This window comes from Mesorhizobium sp. WSM4810 (assembly GCF_055811235.1).
Genome location: NZ_JBVVQV010000004.1, coordinates 23361 through 40358, shown reverse-complemented (window position 1 = coordinate 40358; position 16998 = coordinate 23361). Strand labels below are relative to the sequence as shown.

The following is a 16998-nucleotide window of genomic DNA, read 5'->3' as shown; positions in this document are numbered from 1 at the left end:
GGCGATGCCGGCGTTGATGGTACGCGGTTTGGCCATCACTGTTTTCCTCCCCCCCCCGGCGCGGGCGCCGGCGCCGGCGCCTTCTGCTGCAATGCCGGCAGCGGCAGATAGGGAACGACCCCTGGTCCGCTGCCTTGCTCGATAATGACCTTGCTGGAATCCTTCAGAACCCTCTCCATCGTTTCCAGATAAAGCCGCTGGCGCGTCACATCCGGCGCCTTGGCGTATTCGTCATAGACCGAGATGAAGCGCTGCGCCTCGCCTTCGGCCTCCTGCACGACCCGGTTCTTGTAGCCGGCCGCCTCCTCGCGGATCTGTGCGGCCTCGCCGCGCGCCTGGCCGAGCTTCTGGTTGGAATACTGGTTGGCCTGCTCGACGAACTTGTCCTCGTCCTGTTCGGCGCGCTGCACCTCGTCAAAGGCGTCGGCCACTTCGCGCGGCGGTGCGGCATCCTCGATCGAAATCGCGTTGACGTTCAGGCCGGCCTTGTAGCCGTCCAGCGTCGTCTGGATGATTTCGCGCACGGACGCTGCAATGCCCTCGCGATCGTCGCGGAAGATGTCCTGCGCCGGCCGCCGACCGACCGCTTCGCGCATGGCGCTTTCGGCGACCTGGCGCAGCATGCCGTCGGGATCGGACACGTCGAACAGATAGGCCCTCGGATCGGAGACTTGATAGGCCACCGAGAACTGGACGTTGACGATGTTCTGGTCGCCCGAAAGCATCAGCCCTGAACCGTTGCCGGAGGCCGTGCCGCCGCCGATGTTGACGAGTTGTTCGGCAATGACGGCCGTCTCGACCGTCTCGATGGGCCACCAATGGAAATGCAGGCCGGGCTGGGAGAACTCTGCCTTTGGCACGCCGAATCTGAGTTCGACCGCAACCTCGTCGGGCTGCACGGTATAGACCGCCTTGAACGCCCACAGCGCTAAAAGCGCCGCCGCGATCAATCCGAACACGGCTGGGCTGGCGCCAGCGCCACCCGGCAAAGCACGCCGCAACCTGTCCTGGCCGCGCCGGATGATATCTTCGAGATCGGGAGGCGAGCCCTGCGGACCACTAGGCCCCTTTGGTCCCTGCCCCCAGGGTCCTGGATTGTTGCCGCCGCCCCATGGGCCGCCGCCTCCGCCGCTTTTGTCATTCCAGGGCATAAATGTCCTTTCGCTCCCTCACGCGCCGGCCTGACGACGCAAAATCCGGTGTTGTTCTTCTATAGGGATGCGACGGCGCGCTTTCAACGCGATCGGTCGTCGTCACCGTCCGTTTTGGACCGTCGCGACCCTTTACCGTCTTTCAATGCACGTCGCGGCGTCGCTCGTAAACCGAATAGCGTGTCGCATGACTATCCTTTTCACCGGCCGGAACGTCCTGCGACCGGCCGATGCGCCACAAATCCGGGTCGATCGGCGGGAAATGCGCGTCGCCGTCGACCGCGGCAAGGACATGGGTGACATGCAGGCGGTCGGCCAGCGGCAGCGCCTGGGCATAGATCTCGCCGCCGCCGATGACGCAGATTTCGTCGGCGCCGGCCATGCAGCGCCCGCGCACCTTCGCCAGGCGGATCGCCTCGTCGAGCGAATGCACGACTTCGACGCCCTCGGCGCGCCAGGCCTTGTCGCGGGTCACCACGATATTGAGCCTGCCCGGCAGAGGCCGGCCGATGCCTTCATAGGTCTTGCGACCCATGATGACAGGTTTGCCCATCGTGTCGGCCTTGAACCGCTTGAGATCGCTGGAAAGCCGCCACGGCAAACCGCCATCGCGCCCGATCACACCGTTTTCGGCGATGGCGACATAGATCGCGACGTCCATCAGCCGCCGCTCCCGCCCGAAGGTACCAGCAGCATTATGTCGATGTCGTGCTCAGGGTAGAAATTCTCTGCCGTCATCTCGAAACGCGTCGGCCCGACTTTCCTGACGTTTTCGCCACAGAACGAGACCAGGTTCTTCGGATCGCCCTTGTCGACGGTCAGCTTGAACTTACCGATCGAGCCAGTCGCCCAGTTGCCGCCAGTGGTCAGGACATAGGCGATGCGGTTTTCGAAATATCTCGGCGTGCCGTCGGGAGTGCCCTTCGCCGCCTTGCGAATCGCATTCTCGAACGTGCCGTCCATGCAGTAACGGGTCTTGTAGGCGGCGTATTGGCCCTGGAACTGGCCGTCATAGAAGAAGCTGACCGAGGAGGTGCCGCCGACGCTGGGCTTGTAGCGATGGGCGACGCGGACTGCCTTGTTGGCTGGAAAGGTCGAGCGCCACCAATAAGTCGAGCGCAATTGCCAGAACGGCACATAGACGGTTTTCATGCCAGACCCGTCGTCGGCGGTGTCCTCGATGATGAGGCCGCGGTCGACCCAGTCGTCGGCAACCGCTTGCGGCAGCTTCGCCAATGCCGCCCTGGCCGCATCGCCGAACGGGTAGAACGGCACGTTCTGCGACTCGAGATCGGCACTGATGTCGATGCCGAGCGCAAATGCCTTCTGCTCGAGCTGCGGCTTTGCCGCCACGCCGTCTATGGTCACCTCGAAGCCGAGGAAATTATCGCTCTGGCCGTCGGGAATTGCCGGCATCTCGTTCGGATCGCCTTCGATGTCAGGCATCGGAAAGGCGACGATCGCATCGACATCCTTGTCGGTGTTGTTGCGGAAGACATAGTCGACCGTCACCTTTTCCGGCGAGATGTAGAGGTCCTCGCTTTCCATGGCGACCGCGTCGCTGCGCGACAGGATCAGGCCGCCCGTCCCCAATTCGGCGATCGAATCATTGGCGAACACGGGCGTGGCCGAAAGCGCCAGCGCGGCGGTCAGGACATAACGGAACATGGAAGCTCCCTGGGCGAGATGCCGATGAGTCTATCGCATCGGCCCGAAAATCGGAATCGATTTTCGGAAAGCACGATGCGAGGATTTGAGGTGCTAAGCGCGGAAGGGCTTTGAAACTCCACATTGAAACGGCTAGAGCGACGTGCGTCCAGTTGGACGCACAAAGTACGCTCTATGAAACAAAAACTGCCGCACAGGAGCGCGACGGGTCAATCAAGCGGTCACGGAGCGCGGGGCGGGGTCAGTGACGGAGGGCTTCCCAAATGACCAACCCGAGCATCAGAACAAACATCGCAGCGATCCCACGTTTTAGAATTGGAGTGAGCCCGTATTTCTCGTACGCCCGCCGCAAACGTTCGCTGCTTTCCAAGGGGTGTAATGGATCGACGCGGAAGTCCTCTTTGAATTGGAGTTCAATTCTTTTTTGCAACTCAGTTTGCTCTCTTTTCCACATTGGTGCTCCCCAGACCAGCTCAACCCAATAGCACACTCTCTGCCGCTGCCATCTACCCGCCATCACCACCCCTTGGGAAGAGATGTCCATAAAAACACAAGCCTTGCGGCCATAACGCCCCCGTCTACCCTCTCGACTTTTCAGCGCTCGCCGAATTTTCATCGCGGTGCTCATGCCGCCACCTGCAGAAGCACGACGTTCGAAACGCCCGTGCAGTAGTCGCCCCATGCCCGCATGATTTTGGTGCGCTCCTCAAGCATTTCGGCGCGGTCGTAGGACTGCTGGGGTCTTTGTGCCGACGACGTGCGCAAGTGCCCACATGCCATGCCCGTCTGCCATCCCCACCCTCCGGGCCTGTCTGGACAGCGACGCTCCGATCGGGCAGGAGTTCGCCCATGCGCAAGCTTCTCGTCATCGGCATCGGCGCCGGCAATCCCGACCACATGACCGTGCAGGCGGTCGACGGCCTGAACCGCGCCGACGTGCTGTTCATTCCCGACAAGGGCGCCAGAAAGAACGATCTCGCAGAACTGCGCCGCCAGATCTGCGACCGGTTCGTCACCAATCCAGACTCGCGCCGGGTCGAATTCGACGTGCCGGTGCGGGCCGAGCCAACGCCCTCCTATCGCTCGACCGTCGATGACTGGCACGAGGCGATCGCCGCGATCTATGAAAGCCTGATCCGCGACGAGCTTTCGCAAGATGGCTGCGGTGCGTTCCTGATCTGGGGCGATCCCTCGCTCTACGACAGCGCGCTACGCATCCTGGAGCGGGTGCGCATGAGAGGCAATGTCGCGTTCGAGCTCGAGGTGATCCCCGGCATCACTGCCGTCCAGGCGCTCGCCGCCAGCCACAAGATGGCGCTGAACCGCATCGGCGATGCGGTTCAGATCACCACCGGCCGCCGGCTCACCGAGGAAGGCTTGCCCGACAATGCCGGCAGCACTGTCGTCATGCTGGACGGCAAATGCGCCTTCAACACGCTGGACGACAACGACCTCCTTATCCACTGGGGCGCTTATCTCGGCACGCCCGACGAGATCCTCATTTCCGGCCGCCTTGGCGACGTCGGCGACGAGATCGTCAGGACTCGCGACGAGGCGCGTCGGAAAAAAGGCTGGATCATGGACACTTATCTGCTGCGCAAGCCCGGCGAGCCGGAGGAGTAGGCTCCGCCAATACAGGTTCCATCGACCTCACCCGGCATCGATCTCCGCCTGTAAAGCTTCCAAATGCGCCGCTGCCGCGGAAGCCGCTGCCCGTTCGATGGCGCGAAAGCGGCTGACCACCGCAAGCCCCGCCGGAGTCAACTGCGCGCCGCCGCCCTTTTTGCCACCGGTCTGCGCCGCGACCAGCGGCTTGCCGAACACCCGGTTCATGTCTTCGACCAGATCCCAGGCGTGTTTGTAGGACATTTCCATGCCGCGCGCCGCCGCGGAGATCGAGCCGAAGGCGGCGATCTGCTCCAGAAGCTCGATCTTGCCCGGCCCGATGCGCCCTTCTGGATCGAGGTTTATCCGCAAGCTCAGCGACGGCATTTGCTCCTCCGCAGTCCCGCCATCCATCCTAGAAGCTCTCCGGCGCTACCGCTATTCCAAAATGATATAGCGACAATCATCCGCGGGTCATCCATCGGCCTCGAGTGGCAGGCCGGCACTCATATTCGCCGGGTCGAAGCTAACCGTCTTGACCACCGCGTAGACCTCTCGACCAAGCCGGAGTTTCAGCGTCTGTCGCGATTGCTCGGTGATCCGGGCAAGCACGGTTGCGCCATGGCAGTCGATGCCGATCTCGACCGCGGGGCCCTCGCCCGGCGCCATCGTCACGATCGTGCCCTGCAAGATGTTGAGCGCGCTGAGACCCGTCGGCTGTTCGGTGGCGATCATCACATCGCGGGCACGGATGCGAACGCGCATCGGCGCACCGACCGGCACTGCCAGAAGCGGCACGCGGATCTCGCCCGCCACCGAGCCGAGCACGGTCATGCCAAAGACATTGTCGTGGCGCAGCACCGCGGTATCCAGCACCGCGCCGCCCTCGCCGCGCTCCTCCGCCGGCAACAGGTCGAGCCGCTGCATGATCGCCCCGGTCGGGCCGCAAGCAGCGACTTTGCCTTGCGCCAGCACAACGACGTCGCTTGCCAGCCGCGCGACCTCCGAGACCGAATGGCTGACATAGACGATCGGGATTTTCGTCTCGTCGCGCAGCCGCTCGATGTAAGGCAGGATTTCTGCCTTGCGGGCCTCGTCAAGCGAAGCCAGCGGCTCGTCCATCAGCAACAGTTTCGGGCTGGCGAGCAGCGCCCGGCCGATCGCCACGCGCTGTTTTTCGCCGCCGGATAGCTTTGCCGGCCGCCGGTCGAGCAGAGCACCGATGCCGAGCAGGTCGACCACCGCTTTGATGTCCGCATAGCGTTCCGCCGTCGGCGTGAACCAGCGGCCGTAGCGCAGATTGCTGGCCACGCTCATATGCGGAAACAGCCGCGCGTCCTGGAACACCATGCCGATGCGGCGCTTGTGCTTGGGCACGAACCGACCCGCATCCGTATCGACCAGCACGCGGCCGTCGGCCTCGATCAGCCCCTTGTCCGGCCGGATCAGGCCCGCAATCATGTTGATCAGCGTCGTCTTGCCGGAGCCCGAGGGCCCAAACAGCGCGGTCAGCCGCCCGGCGCTCTCGAAGCGGGCGTCGACCTCGAAGTCGCCAAGCCGATGGCTGATGTCGACCACAACCGTCATTCGACATCCATCCGCCTGCCGACGCGCCGCGCCAGCACCTCCGATGCGACAAGTGCTGCCATCGAGATGATGATCGAGATCAGCGTCAGCCTGAGCGCACCGGCATCGCCGCCCGGCACCTGCGTAAACGTGTAGATCGCCGACGGCAGCGTCTGCGTCTGGTTGGGGATGTTGGAAACGAAAGTGATCGTTGCGCCGAATTCGCCCATCGCCTTGGCGAAAGACAGGATCGCGCCGGTAATCAGGCCGGGCAGGATCAGCGGCAGCGTGATCGTCCCGAATACCCAGAACGGATTGGCGCCAAGTGTCCCGGCCGCCGCCTCGATTCTGCGGTCGACCGCCTCGATCGACAGCCGGATCGCCCGCACCATCAGGGGAAAGCCCATGACAGCGCAGGCCAATGCGGCACCTGTCCAGCGAAAGGAGAAGACAATGCCGAAATGCTCGGCCAGAAACGCCCCGACCGGGCCGCGCCTGCCGAAGGAGAGCAGCAGCAGATAGCCGATAACCACCGGCGGCAGGATCAACGGCAGATGCACCAGCCCGTTGAGCAGCGTCTTGCCCCAGAATTGGCCACGGGCAAGCACAAGCGCGATCAATATGCCGGGCGGCAGGCTGGCGACCATCGCCACTGTCGCCACCTTGATCGACAGCCGGACCGCGTTCCATTCGTCGGGAGTGAGGTCCAGCAACCAATCCATCTTTTGGCGTGCCTCAGTTGCTCGGCGTGAGGACCGTAAAACCTTGCGCCTTGAAGAGCTCGCCTGCCTTGGCGGATTGCAGGCACTTTAGGAATGCCGACGCATGCTTGTCCTTCGAATCCGCGATCTGGGCAACCGGGTAGACGATCGGCGGGTGCGAATCCTGTGGGAAGGTGCCGATCACTTTGACGCCGGGCTCGGCATGCGCGTCGGTGGCGTAGACGAGGCCGAGCGCTGCCTCACCTGTGGAGACCAGCTTGAGCGCGGCACGCACGTTCTCGGCCTGCGCCAACTTGTCTTCGATCGAGGACCAGACGCCGAGCGATACAAGCGCCGCCTTGCCATATTTGCCGGCCGGCACCGCCTGGAAATCGCCCATGGCAAGCCTGCCGTCACCGATCAGCCCGGCAAGATCAAAACCCTTTTCGATCCTGGTTTCGACCGTCGAATCCTTCGGCGCCACCAGCACGATCTGGTTGCCGAGCAATTTCACCTCGGAACCCGGCTTGGTCAGCTTCTTGTCGGACAGATAGTTCATCCAGTCGCGATCGGCCGAGATGAAGACGTCGGCCGGCGCGCCGCCCTCGATCTGCTTGGCCAATGCGGAGCTTGCCGCATAGGAAATGGTCGCCGCCTCGCCGACATCGGCGGCGCAGGCGGTGTTCACTGCATCCAGTGCGTTCTTCATGCTTGCGGCGGCAAAGACGATCAGCCTGTCATCGGCATGGGCAACCGGCATGGCGGCGATCAATATCGCAAGACCGCCAATGGCGGCCGCCTTCAATCCGAAACCCTTGCGCACCAGCATGAAACTCTCCCGGAGCTTGAAATCCGATCGGCGCGACCCTGCCAGTCGATATATCCGCCTGAATATAACAAGGGAAGGCTTTTTGCCTGACTTAGCCCAATAGCCCGCCGACGGCACTGCGAGCAATTTGAGACAAAGCAAAAAGCCCGATGTTGCGGCTCACACCGCGATGGGCGCCTTGATCGTCGCATCGGCGAGGTAGTTTTCCAGCCGGAAATCTTCGAAGCGGAAGGCAAAAAAGTCCTTCACCTCCGGATTGATCCATAGCGTCGGCAGCGCCTTGGGCGTGCGCTGCAACTGTTCGCGCGCCTGCTCGAAATGGTTTGCATAAAGATGCGCATCGCCCAGCGTATGGACGAAATCGCCGGGCTTCAGCCCCGTGACCTGCGCCACCATCATGGTGAGCAGCGCATAGGAAGCGATGTTGAACGGCACGCCGAGAAAGATATCGGCGGAACGCTGGTAGAGCTGGCAGGAGAGCCTGCCTTCCGAGACATAGAACTGGAACAGGCAATGACAGGGTGGCAGCGCCATGGCTTCCACTTCGGCCGGGTTCCACGCCGAAACGATCAGCCGTCGGGAATTAGGATTCTTGCGTATCTCCTTCAAGAGATTGGCAATCTGGTCGATGGCGCCGCCATGGCCGTCCGGCCAGGAGCGCCATTGCTTGCCGTAGACCGGGCCGAGGTCGCCATTCTCGTCGGCCCATTCGTCCCAGATCGAGACGCCGTGGTCGTTGAGATATTTGATATTGGTGTCGCCGGCCAGGAACCACAGAAGTTCATGCACGATCGACTTCAGGTGAAGCTTCTTGGTGGTGGTGACCGGAAAGCCGCGCGCGAGGTCGAAGCGCATCTGGTAGCCGAACACCGAGCGCGTTCCGGTGCCGGTGCGGTCACCGCGATCGGCGCCGTTTTCCAGCACGTGCTTCAAGAGGTCGAGATATTGGCGCATCGGCGATTCGGGGGCTCGATTCGGGTTAGGCAATCATAACCGACTGGCTGCCGGCCGAATATGTCAAAACGGCACCAGAGTCGCTTTCTCTTACCGGTCGTTTGCGCCGCCCCTCATTGCCCTGCCGGGCAATTCTCCCCGTATAGTGACGGGGAGAAAGAGCTGCCCGCGTCAGCATCCGCAAATTGACATGCGATCCTTAGAGGCTGGCGAGCTTGCCCAGCTCCTTGGCAACCAGGTAATAAAAGGTCACCCGGCTCTTGGTGTTATCGGCCTCCATCGCATTGCAGGTCTTTTCGATGGCGGCGTCCGCCTTGCTGCCGTCGTCGACGCCAAGCTTTTTGGCAACCCAGCTGGCCTTGACGCGACCAAGTTCGTCGGGATCCGTGCAGGAGACCAGCGAGGAATCACGATTCCTGAGCGCAATGCCCAAATGCTTCACGATCTTGGCGACCGCGTCGGCATCCGCCGCGGCGTCGTACTTCTTCACGTCTGCGAGATAATCGGCCATCAAATTTTCCCCTCGTCGGCGCCACGAGATCCAGTCGATGAGGGTTGTGGCGCGCTGCCGCAAAATGTGCGCTAGTCGGTAACTCCTCACCGCCGCAAAGCTTCGGTTGAGAGCGTTGACAAGTCAAGCCTTTGGCGATGCTGTTTGAGACAGCGGACAAAGCATCATTGAGGCCTTTCATTTTTCACGATCGGTCCCTATATCTGTTTCGTCGGCTCGACCGACTATGGCGATAAACAGGCGATGAAATAAGCCGTTCGGACCCGGGGGCGGTACCCGGCGCCTCCACCAAAAACCGCTCTGCGAAGAGCGGCTTTTGCTGGGGGCGAAATAGGATCGACGAAGGTGTAAAGATCGTACTTTTGCCCGGCATTGTACCACCGTTATCGGGCTGAACTTATAGTTGCCAACGACAACTATGCGGAAGCACGTCTCGCCGCGTAAGCGGTGCGACAGCTTCAAATCAAGCCCTAGTGGTTCGCACTTCTAGGCGGGGTTCGGAGGTACCTGGCAACAGAAACCTCCACTTCTCCTGCTTCGATTCCAACTTTCCCTCCGATCCCCATCTCACCTCGATACTGTGACGGCAGCAGGCTTGCTGGCCGCGCGGCCGCGCCCAGACGCGAAAAAGGCCGGGACTGACCCGGCCTTTTTCATTGCTCTCACTGGAAAGCATCTATTCTGCCGGCGCTTCGACAACCTGCCGTCCGCGGCCGAGCGTCACCTTGGCCAGCGTGAACGAGATCACCGCGCAAAGCATGATGCCGGCCACCATAGGCAGCGGCGTGCCGTCGAAGAACACCCCGGCGATGCCCATGGCGACCGCGCCGATGGCGAAGTGCAGGGTGCCCATCAGTGCCGAGGCCGTGCCGGCGATCGCGCCATGCTCCTCCAGGGCCAGCACCGAAGTCGCAGGGATCACCAGGCCGAGGAACCCGTAGCCGACGAACAGCAGCGCCGCCATGACGTCGAGCCGATCGACGCCGGACGCCATCACCGCGAACAGCACCACCATCGTCGTCGCATAGCCGACCACCGCGACCCGCACCACCGGCCTCAGCCCGAACCTTTCGGACAGCGTTCCCGTCAATTGCGACATGCCGATGAAGGCGACCGCGTTGATCGAGAAGAACACGCTGTAGACCGATGGCGACAGCCCGTAGTGTTCTATCAGGATGAAGGAGGAGCTCGACAGATAGACGAAGAAGCTCGCCAGCCCGAAGCCGCCGATGGCCGCCAGGCCAAGGAAGTTGCGGTCGCCGATCAGGAAGCGATAGGCCGACAGCGCGGTGCCGAACGAACTGCCTGCACGCGCCTCGACCGGCCGCGTCTCCTTCAGCGAGGTCGCCAGCAGGATGGTGGCGAGCACCGCCCCACCGGTCACCGTCCAGAACACGGCACGCCAGCCGAAATTCTCGATAATGACGCTGCCGGTCAGCGGCGCCAGGATCGGCGACACCGAAAACACCAGCATCAGGAGCGACATCAGCTTGGCAGCTTCGGTGCCGGTGTGCAGGTCACGCACGATGGCGCGCGGCACCGCCATGCCTGCACTGGCGCCGAGCCCTTGCAGGAAACGGAAGGCGATCAGCCATTCGACCGAGGGCGCCAGCGCCGAGCCGATGCCGCCGACCATGAACAGGGCGAGGCCGCCATAGAGCGGCAGCTTGCGCCCGACCATGTCGGAGATCGGTCCGACGACGATCTGGCCAAAACCCATGGACAGAAAGAAGATCAGCAAGCTCATCTGCACGGCTGCGGTGCTGGCCTGCAGATCTGCGCCGATCGAAGGCAGCGCCGGAAGATACATGTCGATGGCGAACGGACCGATGGCCGACAACAGGCCGAGCACAACCGCGATGCGGAGGAATTGGGGATTCATGATAGCGGGCTTCTTTCAATCTGGTTTGCCGACCGGCGTGTAATCCTGGGACGTCCCATCCCGTGGAATTCCTGCAGGGGGAATTCCTCTAAATCTAAGTCCATAAATTTAGACACTCTTGTCTAATTCGTCAATCACCTATATATAGTTTTCATGAAGCACGACGTTTCTCCTGACAGCATCCCGCCACGCGGCCATGAGGCAAAGCGCGCCTCGATTATGGACGCTGCCGGCGAGGTGTTCTGCCGCGAAAGCTTCGCCGGCGCCAATATCGACATGATTGCCGCCGAGGCCGGCGTGTCGCGCCAGACGATCTACAATCACCATGGCGACAAGGAGAAACTCTTCGTCGCCATCGTCCGCGACCTCACCGAGCGCTGCAATGCCGGCATCTTCGCCACCATTTCAACCTTTCCCGACCAGCCGAAGGATCTCGAGGCCGATCTGATCGCCTTCGCCGTGCGCATGACCCGCAACTGTATCTGCAGCCGCGACGGAAAGTTCCTGCGCAAGCTGATCCAGACCGAGGGCGAGCGCTATCCCGAGCTGTTTGGCGAATGGCGCGAACTGGGACCGGGCAGGACATGGCCGGCGATCGCCGCCCGTTTCGCCCGCCTCGCCCATGCCGGTTTCCTCGACATCGAGGACCCCGATGTCGCGGCGCGCCAGTTCCAGGCCCTCGCCAATGCCGAATTGCAGACGACCTTCATGCTCGGCGGCACGCCGACCGATGATGAAGTGCTGCAATCCGCGACACATGGCGTGCGCACCTTCCTGCGCGCCTTCGCCAAGCGGCAGCCGGCGGCCGATGCGCAAAAGCACAGCGCGCTCGCTGGCGCCTAAGCGATAAAATCTGAGGCATGCCCTCTCGCATCTGTGCTGCCGGCATCTATATCCGGTTTACGCCGCGCTCAAGCTTGATTACAGCTATGCGGACGATTCAACGGAACCCGACAGCGACATGGCCGACGACCACATTCGCTACGACATTCTGGCCCAGGAGGCACTGCGCGGCGTCATGCGCAAGGTCCTGGCCGAAGTCGCGCGCACCGGCCTCCCCGGCAACCATCATTTCTTCATCACTTTCCTGACCGGCGCCCCCGGCGTGCGCGTGTCTTCCCGCTTGCGCGAGCGCTATCCCGAACAGATGACCATCGTCATCCAGTTCCAGTATTGGGACCTGAAGGTGACCGACACCGGCTTCGAGGTCGGGCTGTCTTTCTCCGACGTGCCGGAAAAGCTGGAAATCCCGTTCTCGGCCGTGCGCGGCTTTTACGACCCGTCCGTCAATTTCGAGCTCGAATTCGACGTGAAGACGGAAACCTCGGCAGAAGGGGAATTGACCGGCAAGCCCGCTTCCGAACCGCTGGCCGTCGTCGCCGAGAAAAAGCCTGAGAAGAAGAAGACCGCTGAGGCCGAAAAGAAGCCGGCCGCAGCCGACGCCGCCGCCAAGGGCGCCGAAGTGGTGTCGCTCGACGCCTTCCGCAAGAAGTGATCCGACGGGCCGCGCGACATGGCCGACATCGTCAACCTCCGCCAGGCCCGCAAGCAGAAGGCACGAGCCGAGCAGGAGCGCCTGGCCGAACAGAACCGGGCGCTGCACGGCCGCTCCAAGGCCGACCGGGAGCGTGACCGTTCGATCGCCGACAAGGCAGAAAGATTTGTCGCCGGCCATCGCCGCGAAACCTCGGGCGATGCGGATTGTCCTGAAGTCAGACCGAAAAATGCGGCGGGGTTTTCGGACAAGTCCGATGCCTGAAGTGAAATGAGTCAGGTCCGGTGAGCCCGGTCGAGAAACGCTCGGTGACCATTCGCGGCCATCGCACCAGCTATTCGCTCGAAAAGCCGTTTTTCGACGATCTCGTCGCCATCGCCGCCGCACGCAAACTGACTCTCGCCGCCCTCGTCGCCGAAATCGACGAGGCCCGGCCGCGCGATGCCAACCTGTCCTCGGCGCTCAGGCTCTACGTCCTGGATTGGGCGAAGCGAGGGATGAAACCGGTCTAGCCCGGATGGTTAGCTAGGGGCTATCCGCCGCCCAGCGACTTCAGCAGATTGTCGATCGACGAGGGTTCAAGCGTGGGTTTTGGCGCGGGTCCTGATGGCGGCGGGTTGTCATTGGCCGGCGGCTGACGCGCCCGCTCGATTTTCTGCGCCTGCTCGGCGGCGGCCCTGCGCTCGGCGTCGAGCCTTGCCTTTTGTTCCGCAGCGATCCGCCTCGCCTCTTCCGCCCGCCTCGCCTCTTCCGCTTTCCGGCGTCGCTGTTCCTCGGCCTTCGCCGCCTCGTCCGCCGCTTTTTGCGCCGCCTTGGCTCTCACTTCGGCATCCGCCTTAGCCTTGGCCTCGGCTTCAGCCTTGGCTTTAACCTCCTCTTCAGCCTTCGCCTGCGCCTCGGCTTCGGCTTTAGCCTCGGCTTCAGCCCTCGCCTGCGCATCAGCCTTGGCTTTCGCCTCCGCATCGGCTTGAGCTCTTGCCTCGGCTTCGGCTTTCGCCCTGGCATCCGCCTCGGCTTTCAGCCGCGCCGCCTCCTGCTGCCTGCGCAATTCTTCGGCTGCCCTGTCGCGCTCGGCTTGCAGGGCCGCGTAGTAACGCACCTCGCGCCGCAACCGCTGCTTTTCAAGCAGCGCCGCCTGCATCGCCTCGACCCGCTGCTGCTCCTTTTCCAGCGCGCGCTGGGTCAGGAACTGCGCCAGCGGCTCACTGTCGAATCGCCGCTTCGCGGCGCCGAACGGTCCGTCGACGCTGAAATTCACGGTCGGGTCGGAGCCGACCAGCGCTTCGTCGCCGGGCCGATAAATGATCGAGCCACTGGCAGCGACCTTGCTGGCCTTCAGGTCCGCCGTGATGTCGGCCGACAGCGTCGCCGCCGGATTTTCAAGATTGACCGGCGGCGCCCTCAGCGTGCCACCGGCGATTGTGAAGGCGATGTCGGCATCCCCAGCCGGAAAACTGCCATCCGCGGCGATCTGCGGCGCGAAGCCGGCGGTCTTGGCCGCGTCGATATCGCGCCCAATGGCGTCGGCCTTGGCGATGACGGCGCCAAAGGCGTCGGGATTGACGCCGGCAATGGTCAAGCCTTTCAGCGCCGCCGTGCCGGAACCGGACAGCGCCGCAACCATCGCATCGACCGATTTGCCACTGGTCGAGAGCGCCGCCGAGAAATCGCCGGTTCCGCTGATGCCAGTCTCTGGCAGCACGGTGGCCAGATCGGCGCCGGCAAGTTTCAGCTGGCCGGAGAAAAACCCGGTGCCGTCATTGTTCTTCAGCTCGAACAGTCCGGAAAGCGCGCCGCCGGCGAACTTTGCCTTGAGGTCCGAAACGCGGATGCCTTCGTGGTCGAGCTTCAGCGAAAGCGCCGCGTCATAGGCCGTGGCCAACGGGCCGGCGACCAGCGACGCCGTGGTCAACTCGAGTTCGGCGGTGAACGGCAGGATGGGTTTCTGGCTGAATGGGGCGGCCGGCCAAGCCTTGCCGGAGCCCAGAAAGGCCTGGTCGCCAAACACTGCCACCGCCATCGGGTCGAGATCCAGATCATCGAGCGCCAGCGCGCCGGCAAGATGCGGCAGCCCGTCGGCGACGCCGACATTGAGGTCGCCGGAAACCGCAGCCTCGTTGATGGCGCCGCTGAGGCTGGACAGCACCAGACGGCCGTTGCCGAAGTCGGCGTCGGCCGCAAGCCAAGTCGACATGCCTGTCCCCAGGCCCGGCAGTCCGACGCCTGTCGTCATCAGCCACGGCTCGATATCGGCGGCTTCCAGGCTGATCTTGCCCTTGGCGGTGGCGCCTTGTGGCGCGCTGGCGATCGTCCCGTCGAAACCGGCTTTGAAATCGTCGCCGGTCAGGTTGAAGCTCGTCGCCATGCCGCCGCCAAGCGTGCCTTTCGCCGAAACATCAGTGGTCGCCTCGCCAAGCATGCCGAGCGGCAGCGCCGGCAGGCCGTAAAGCGCCAGAAGCGCGGTGGCATCGGTATTCCTGGCGTTGAAGGTCAACGACACCGGCGCCTCGAGAAGCCGATCGGCCAGTCCTTTGCCGGACAGCGATGCTGAAAACGCCGAGCCGCCTGCCCTGCCTTGCGCGCTGACCGCCAGTCCCGTCGTGCCGTCGCCATTGGCGGCGGCACTTGTCACCAGATCGATGCGCGCATTCTGCAACAGCTCGGGATAGGCGGCGACACGCCCCGCCAGCCCTTTCAGCACGGCATTGTCGGGATAGTGCTTCGCCGCGACATCGACCAACGGCTTGAGATCGACGGCGACCACCGAGGCATCGAGCTTGCCGGTCGGGCTCGCTGGGAAATCCTTGATCCGGCCGGTGGCGCTGATCGAGGCGCCGGCAAGTCCGCCGACCGAGAGCCGGTCGATTTCAAGCAGCCCGTCGCGCAGCCTGAGCGCCGTATCGACCGTATCGGCGGTCAGTCCGCCGGCGCTGACCGGCCCGGCCTTGATCTGGAAATCGAGGTCGCGGTCGGAAAATCGGTTGGCGCCCTTGTCGCTGATGAAGATCGAGGCGAAGGCGGCGAGCCCGTCGACGTCGAGCTCGCCACCGTCGAGCCGCATCAGCACCGACGGCCTGGCGTCTTCGCCCTGGCTGGAATCGATGCGGCCGGAAAATTTCGCCTTGCCGAGAACGAGTTCGAGGTCGCTGAAGGCCTGGCGGTTCCCGGACAGGTCGACCTTGGCCTTGAAGCCGGCGGCCGGAAGCCGGCGGATCGCCTCGTCGACATCCTTCGACACCCAGGCGGCGAAGCCGGAAGGCTGCCCCACGGCCAGAAGCAGCGAACCGCTGAAGCCGAACTGATCCTCGAGACTGAGCATGCCGTTTGCTTCCAGCCTGGCACGGCCCGGGAGCGTCGCGCCCAGCGACTTCACCGACCAGCCGGCATCGGCCGGCTCGGCGGAAAGGCGCACGTCACGAACCGTCGTGTCGCCGGCCACTACCGCCGGCAGCTTCACCTCGACGGTGCCCGGTATGGTCGGCTTGGGCAGGGCGAGCAGCGCCTGCTCCAACGCCGCGACGCGCTCTGACAGCGTCAGTCCGGTCGCGGCGCCGACGGCTTCATCGAACTGCACCTGAGCGCCATCGGCCTCGATTGAAAAGCGAGGGTTCGGCCCAAGGTCGACGGCAGCCTTGCCGTCGGCGGTGTAGGGATTGTCGAGTGGCCCGGTCTCGAAGCGGAATTCGTCGACGCCAAGCTTCCGGTGGTCGAGCGAGAACTTGCCGTTCAGCCTGAACCCCGGTTCCGGCTTGCCGGCGCTGGCCTTCTCACCGTCGGTGCCGTCAAGCTGTGGCAAACGCTTGTCGGCGCCATTCCTGTCAGAGCTTGTGACCCTGAACTGGCCCGAATAGATCGCGGCCCCGTCGACAATGCCGGCATTGCCATCCGCTTCGATGACCAGCGGATAGGCGTCTGGGTCGGCCTTGAGCCTGAGCCGCAATTGTCCGTCGCCACTGGCCTTGCCGGTGGAGACGACGACCGTGCTGCGCAGGCCGTCGAGCCGCAGCGAACCATCCATCCGCCAGGGTCCGGCCAGCGATCTGGCAGAGATTGTCGAATTGATCTCGGAAAGACGATGGCTGCGGCCGCCGGCGGCATGGCGCAGCGCGATCTCTCCGTCGGTCACCGTCAGCTTCTCGATCGAGATCTGGCTGGGATCGTAGGGCGAGGACGGGCGTATCGCCCAGTCGACCGTGCCGTCGGCGGCAATGTCGATCGTCGCCTTCGGCCGCACCAGCCGCATGTCGAAGATCAGCACCTCGCCGCTCAGGAAGGGCGCCAGTTCGGCATCCATCGAAAAGGTCTCGACGGTCATTGCCGGCCGGCCGCCGGGGCCGCCGGCGACAGTGACATTCGAGAAGGTCACCGAGGGAAACGGCAGCAATTTCGCCGTTGCATCGCCCTGAACGGTGACCTTGCGGCCCAGAATGGCGCTCGCCTCGCGCTCGAAATCGGCCCGGTAGCCCGTCCAGTCGATAAAATACGGCACCACCAGCGCCGCACACAGCACCAGCACGAAAAAGCCACCGAAGATCACGAACAAGCGTGCGAGCATCAACCCCCAAGCAGTTGATTGAAAATCAGCCGCACTCTACCCGCATCAGCGTGTCGATAAAGAGGCAAATCGATCGCCCCA

At 63.4% G+C, this 16998-nt stretch carries 18 protein-coding genes and 1 other RNA gene; 6 read left to right on the top strand and 13 right to left on the bottom strand.

Annotated elements, in window-relative coordinates:
• Window positions 1–35: 35 nt before the first annotated feature.
• From hflK to AC0L3O_RS07405, 5 genes are all read right to left on the bottom strand, one after another.
• Window positions 36–1151: an FtsH protease activity modulator HflK gene (gene hflK, locus AC0L3O_RS07425; protein ID WP_473615262.1), complete on the bottom strand. Its 1116-nt coding sequence runs from the start codon at window positions 1149–1151 to the stop codon at window positions 36–38.
• 142 nt (window positions 1152–1293) lie between these two features.
• A complete protein-coding gene (locus AC0L3O_RS07420; RefSeq protein WP_023798791.1) occupies window positions 1294–1812 on the bottom strand; it encodes a dihydrofolate reductase in 519 nt (172 codons plus the stop codon).
• Complete coding sequence (locus AC0L3O_RS07415; RefSeq protein ID WP_128177747.1) at window positions 1812–2819, bottom strand: DUF4424 domain-containing protein; 1008 nt, start codon at window positions 2817–2819, stop codon at window positions 1812–1814. Before AC0L3O_RS07415 ends, AC0L3O_RS07420 begins: the two co-directional genes overlap by 1 nt.
• Before the next feature lie 241 nt (window positions 2820–3060).
• A complete protein-coding gene (locus AC0L3O_RS07410; RefSeq protein WP_473615260.1) occupies window positions 3061–3447 on the bottom strand; it encodes a hypothetical protein in 387 nt (128 codons plus the stop codon).
• Window positions 3444–3599, bottom strand: coding sequence for a hypothetical protein (locus tag AC0L3O_RS07405; RefSeq protein ID WP_473615259.1), 156 nt, complete (start codon window positions 3597–3599; stop codon window positions 3444–3446). Before AC0L3O_RS07405 ends, AC0L3O_RS07410 begins: the two co-directional genes overlap by 4 nt.
• A gap of 69 nt (window positions 3600–3668) precedes the next feature.
• Between AC0L3O_RS07405 and cobF the strand changes: the two genes are divergently transcribed.
• Entirely contained in the window at window positions 3669–4442 is a 774-nt protein-coding gene (gene cobF / locus AC0L3O_RS07400; RefSeq protein ID WP_287228243.1) for a precorrin-6A synthase (deacetylating), read from the top strand.
• Window positions 4443–4469: 27 nt separating this feature from the next.
• On the opposite strand, the gene AC0L3O_RS07395 is transcribed toward cobF, so the two are convergent.
• From AC0L3O_RS07395 to AC0L3O_RS07370, 6 genes are all read right to left on the bottom strand, one after another.
• Window positions 4470–4811, bottom strand: coding sequence for a winged helix-turn-helix domain-containing protein (locus tag AC0L3O_RS07395; protein WP_023798788.1), 342 nt, complete (start codon window positions 4809–4811; stop codon window positions 4470–4472).
• 87 nt (window positions 4812–4898) lie between these two features.
• The gene (modC, locus tag AC0L3O_RS07390) at window positions 4899–6011 is read right to left on the bottom strand and encodes a molybdenum ABC transporter ATP-binding protein (protein WP_287343269.1); all 1113 of its coding nucleotides are present in this window, start codon (window positions 6009–6011) and stop codon (window positions 4899–4901) included.
• Window positions 6008–6712 (bottom strand): molybdate ABC transporter permease subunit, encoded by a 705-nt coding sequence (gene modB / locus AC0L3O_RS07385; RefSeq protein WP_473615257.1) that lies wholly within the window; start codon window positions 6710–6712, stop codon window positions 6008–6010. The genes modC and modB overlap by 4 nt, the downstream gene beginning before the upstream one ends.
• Window positions 6713–6725: 13 nt before the next feature.
• Window positions 6726–7520: a molybdate ABC transporter substrate-binding protein gene (gene modA, locus AC0L3O_RS07380; protein ID WP_287343268.1), complete on the bottom strand. Its 795-nt coding sequence runs from the start codon at window positions 7518–7520 to the stop codon at window positions 6726–6728.
• Between the two features lie 159 nt (window positions 7521–7679).
• Complete coding sequence (locus tag AC0L3O_RS07375) at window positions 7680–8474, bottom strand: thymidylate synthase (protein ID WP_023798784.1); 795 nt, start codon at window positions 8472–8474, stop codon at window positions 7680–7682.
• 199 nt (window positions 8475–8673) lie between these two features.
• Window positions 8674–8985 carry a DUF2853 family protein gene (locus tag AC0L3O_RS07370; protein ID WP_473615256.1) on the bottom strand — a complete coding sequence of 104 codons (312 nt, stop codon included), beginning with the start codon at window positions 8983–8985 and terminating at the stop codon, window positions 8674–8676.
• A gap of 171 nt (window positions 8986–9156) precedes the next feature.
• Between AC0L3O_RS07370 and ssrA the strand changes: the two genes are divergently transcribed.
• Window positions 9157–9513, top strand: a transfer-messenger RNA (tmRNA) gene (gene ssrA / locus AC0L3O_RS07365).
• A 148-nt stretch (window positions 9514–9661) separates the two neighbouring features.
• Here the strand turns inward: ssrA and AC0L3O_RS07360 are convergent.
• On the bottom strand, window positions 9662–10867 hold the full coding sequence (locus AC0L3O_RS07360) for a multidrug effflux MFS transporter (RefSeq protein ID WP_473615254.1): 1206 nt from the start codon (window positions 10865–10867) through the stop codon (window positions 9662–9664).
• Window positions 10868–11020: 153 nt separating this feature from the next.
• Between AC0L3O_RS07360 and AC0L3O_RS07355 the strand changes: the two genes are divergently transcribed.
• From AC0L3O_RS07355 to AC0L3O_RS07340, 4 genes are all read left to right on the top strand, one after another.
• Window positions 11021–11710 (top strand): TetR/AcrR family transcriptional regulator, encoded by a 690-nt coding sequence (locus AC0L3O_RS07355; RefSeq protein WP_473615253.1) that lies wholly within the window; start codon window positions 11021–11023, stop codon window positions 11708–11710.
• A gap of 118 nt (window positions 11711–11828) precedes the next feature.
• A complete protein-coding gene (locus tag AC0L3O_RS07350) occupies window positions 11829–12362 on the top strand; it encodes an SspB family protein (protein WP_023798780.1) in 534 nt (177 codons plus the stop codon).
• 18 nt (window positions 12363–12380) lie between these two features.
• Window positions 12381–12626, top strand: a complete 246-nt coding sequence (locus tag AC0L3O_RS07345; protein ID WP_128167101.1) for a DUF4169 family protein — start codon at window positions 12381–12383, stop codon at window positions 12624–12626.
• A 20-nt stretch (window positions 12627–12646) separates the two neighbouring features.
• Window positions 12647–12874 (top strand): ribbon-helix-helix domain-containing protein, encoded by a 228-nt coding sequence (locus AC0L3O_RS07340; protein ID WP_023798778.1) that lies wholly within the window; start codon window positions 12647–12649, stop codon window positions 12872–12874.
• Between the two features lie 20 nt (window positions 12875–12894).
• Here AC0L3O_RS07340 and AC0L3O_RS07335 read toward each other — a convergent pair whose 3' ends face one another.
• Entirely contained in the window at window positions 12895–16917 is a 4023-nt protein-coding gene (locus AC0L3O_RS07335; RefSeq protein WP_473615252.1) for an AsmA family protein, read from the bottom strand.
• Between the last annotated feature and the right edge of the window lie 81 nt (window positions 16918–16998).

Excerpts from the sequence above, each read along its gene's own strand:
- AC0L3O_RS07360 (WP_473615254.1), bottom strand. The coding sequence starts at position 10,867 with ATGAATCCCCAATTCCTCCGCATCGCGGTTGTGCTCGGCCTGTTGTCG.
- modC (WP_287343269.1), bottom strand. The coding sequence starts at position 6,011 with ATGACGGTTGTGGTCGACATCAGCCATCGGCTTGGCGACTTCGAGGTC.
- AC0L3O_RS07415 (WP_128177747.1), bottom strand. The coding sequence starts at position 2,819 with ATGTTCCGTTATGTCCTGACCGCCGCGCTGGCGCTTTCGGCCACGCCC.
- AC0L3O_RS07405 (WP_473615259.1), bottom strand. The coding sequence starts at position 3,599 with ATGGCATGTGGGCACTTGCGCACGTCGTCGGCACAAAGACCCCAGCAG.
- AC0L3O_RS07420 (WP_023798791.1), bottom strand. The coding sequence starts at position 1,812 with ATGGACGTCGCGATCTATGTCGCCATCGCCGAAAACGGTGTGATCGGG.
- modA (WP_287343268.1), bottom strand. The coding sequence starts at position 7,520 with ATGCTGGTGCGCAAGGGTTTCGGATTGAAGGCGGCCGCCATTGGCGGT.
- AC0L3O_RS07395 (WP_023798788.1), bottom strand. The coding sequence starts at position 4,811 with ATGCCGTCGCTGAGCTTGCGGATAAACCTCGATCCAGAAGGGCGCATC.
- AC0L3O_RS07370 (WP_473615256.1), bottom strand. The coding sequence starts at position 8,985 with ATGGCCGATTATCTCGCAGACGTGAAGAAGTACGACGCCGCGGCGGAT.
- cobF (WP_287228243.1), top strand. The coding sequence starts at position 3,669 with ATGCGCAAGCTTCTCGTCATCGGCATCGGCGCCGGCAATCCCGACCAC.
- AC0L3O_RS07335 (WP_473615252.1), bottom strand. The coding sequence starts at position 16,917 with ATGCTCGCACGCTTGTTCGTGATCTTCGGTGGCTTTTTCGTGCTGGTG.
- AC0L3O_RS07410 (WP_473615260.1), bottom strand. The coding sequence starts at position 3,447 with ATGAGCACCGCGATGAAAATTCGGCGAGCGCTGAAAAGTCGAGAGGGT.
- AC0L3O_RS07350 (WP_023798780.1), top strand. The coding sequence starts at position 11,829 with ATGGCCGACGACCACATTCGCTACGACATTCTGGCCCAGGAGGCACTG.
- AC0L3O_RS07375 (WP_023798784.1), bottom strand. The coding sequence starts at position 8,474 with ATGCGCCAATATCTCGACCTCTTGAAGCACGTGCTGGAAAACGGCGCC.
- hflK (WP_473615262.1), bottom strand. The coding sequence starts at position 1,151 with ATGCCCTGGAATGACAAAAGCGGCGGAGGCGGCGGCCCATGGGGCGGC.
- AC0L3O_RS07355 (WP_473615253.1), top strand. The coding sequence starts at position 11,021 with ATGAAGCACGACGTTTCTCCTGACAGCATCCCGCCACGCGGCCATGAG.
- modB (WP_473615257.1), bottom strand. The coding sequence starts at position 6,712 with ATGGATTGGTTGCTGGACCTCACTCCCGACGAATGGAACGCGGTCCGG.
- AC0L3O_RS07345 (WP_128167101.1), top strand. The coding sequence starts at position 12,381 with ATGGCCGACATCGTCAACCTCCGCCAGGCCCGCAAGCAGAAGGCACGA.